The sequence below is a fragment of the Mesorhizobium sp. B263B2A genome, from assembly GCF_020165775.1.
Lineage (GTDB): Bacteria > Pseudomonadota > Alphaproteobacteria > Rhizobiales > Rhizobiaceae > Mesorhizobium > Mesorhizobium opportunistum.
Genome location: NZ_JAIUIU010000060.1, coordinates 1 through 2,648, shown reverse-complemented (window position 1 = coordinate 2,648; position 2,648 = coordinate 1). Strand labels below are relative to the sequence as shown.

Sequence of the window (2,648 nt, the reverse complement as noted above, 5' to 3'; positions counted from 1 at the left end):
ACAGGTGCGACCGGCGAAACGGGCGCCACGGGTTCGACTGGCGCAACCGGTGCCACAGGTGCAACCGGCGATACGGGCGCCACCGGCTCGACTGGAGCAACTGGCGCGACCGGCGATACCGGAGCCACGGGTGCGACAGGAGCAACCGGAGCCACAGGTGCAACTGGTGACACGGGCTCGACTGGAGCCACAGGTGCGACCGGCGATACCGGAGCCACGGGTTCGACCGGAGCAACCGGCGCCACCGGCGCGACCGGTGCAACCGGCGCCACAGGCGCGACCGGCGCCACCGGCTCGACCGGAGCAACCGGCGCCACGGGTGCGACCGGCGATACCGGCGCGACGGGTTCGACCGGAGCAACCGGCGCCACCGGCGCGACTGGCGATACCGGCGCCACGGGTTCGACTGGCGCAACCGGAGCCACAGGTGCGACCGGCGATACCGGCGCCACGGGCTCGACCGGTGCAACCGGCGCCACAGGTGCGACCGGCGATACCGGAGCGACTGGTTCGACCGGTGCTACCGGAGCCACAGGCGCGACTGGTGATACCGGCGCAACGGGTTCGACCGGCGCAACCGGCGATACGGGTGCCACGGGTTCGACTGGTGCCACCGGCGCCACAGGTGCGACCGGCGATACCGGAGCGACTGGTTCGACCGGTGCTACCGGAGCCACAGGCGCGACTGGTGATACAGGTGCCACGGGCTCTACAGGTGCAACAGGCGATACGGGCGCCACGGGTTCGACTGGAGCGACTGGCGATACCGGCGCCACAGGCTCTACAGGTGCCACGGGTTCGACCGGCGCAACCGGCGACACTGGAGCCACAGGTTCGACTGGAGCAACCGGCGCCACAGGTGCGACCGGCGATACGGGTGCCACGGGTTCGACTGGAGCGACCGGAGATACTGGAGCGACGGGCTCTACTGGTGCTACCGGAGCCAGGGGGGCGACCGGCGATACCGGTGCCACAGGCTCCACGGGAGCCACGGGCGCAACGGGTTCGACTGGCGCCACCGGTGCCACAGGTTCGACTGGAGCAACCGGCGACACCGGCGCAACGGGTGCCACAGGCGATACGGGCGCCACAGGTTCGACCGGCACAACCGGCGATACCGGAGCGACTGGTTCTACTGGAGCAACCGGTGCCACCGGCGATACCGGCGCAACAGGTGCTACCGGAGCCACAGGCGCGACTGGTGATACAGGTGCCACGGGCTCTACAGGTGCCACCGGTTCGACTGGTGCCACTGGCGATACCGGCGCAACGGGTGCCACAGGCGCAACCGGCGATACGGGTGCCACAGGTGCGACTGGAGCCAGGGGGGCAACGGGTGCCACAGGTGCGACTGGAGCGACCGGAGATACTGGAGCGACTGGCTCAACTGGTGCTACCGGAGCCACAGGCGCGACGGGCGATACCGGAGCGACTGGTTCGACCGGCGCAACCGGAGCCACAGGCGCGACCGGCGATACCGGCGCCACAGGCTCGACCGGAGCTACCGGTGCCACGGGTGCGACCGGCGATACGGGCGCCACGGGCTCGACCGGAGCAACCGGCGCCACTGGCGCGACCGGCGACACGGGTGCAACCGGCTCGACCGGTGCAACCGGTTCGACTGGAGCGACTGGCGATACAGGCGCCACCGGCTCGACCGGAGCAACCGGTGCCACAGGCGATACGGGCGCCACGGGTTCGACCGGAGCAACCGGAGCCACGGGTGCGACCGGCGATACCGGAGCCACGGGCTCGACCGGAGCAACCGGAGCCACAGGTGCGACCGGCGATACCGGAGCCACGGGCTCGACCGGAGCAACCGGAGCCACAGGTGCCACCGGCGATACAGGTGCCACAGGCTCGACCGGAGCAACCGGAGCCACAGGCGCAACCGGCGCAACCGGCGATACGGGCGCCACGGGTTCGACCGGAGCAACCGGTGCCAGAGGCGCGACCGGCGATACGGGCGCCACCGGCTCAACCGGAGCAACCGGAGCCACAGGCGCAACCGGCGATACCGGAGCCACTGGATCTACTGGCGCAACCGGCGATACTGGAGCAACGGGTTCGACCGGAGCAACCGGAGCCACAGGGGCGACCGGCGATACCGGAGCCACGGGCTCGACTGGAGCAACCGGAGCCACAGGGGCAATCGGCGATACGGGTGCCACGGGCTCAACAGGAGCAACCGGCGCCACAGGTGCCACAGGTGCCACTGGCGCAACCGGTGACACCGGCGCCACGGGTTCGACCGGAGCTACCGGTGCCACGGGTGCGACCGGCGATACCGGCGCCACGGGTTCGACCGGAGCAACCGGCGCCACAGGTGCGACCGGCGATACTGGCGCCACGGGTTCGACCGGAGCAACCGGCGCCACAGGTGCGACTGGTGATACAGGAGCAACGGGTTCGACCGGAGCAACAGGTGCCACCGGCGCAACTGGCGATACGGGTGCCACCGGTTCGACCGGAGCGACCGGTGCCACAGGTGCAACCGGCGATACGGGCGCCACGGGCTCAACCGGAGCAACCGGAGCCACAGGTGCGACCGGCGATACCGGAGCCACGGGCTCGACCGGAGCAACCGGAGCCACAGGTGCCACCGGCGATACAGGTGCCACAGGCTCGACCGGAGCAACCGGAGCCAC

The 2,648-nt window shown here is 70.6% G+C and carries 1 protein-coding gene; it reads left to right on the top strand.

Features of this window, described 5'->3' with window-relative positions:
* Positions 1–2,648, top strand: a 2,648-nt coding sequence (locus tag LB568_RS33640; protein ID WP_263497379.1) for a hypothetical protein, incomplete at both ends; no start/stop codon positions are given.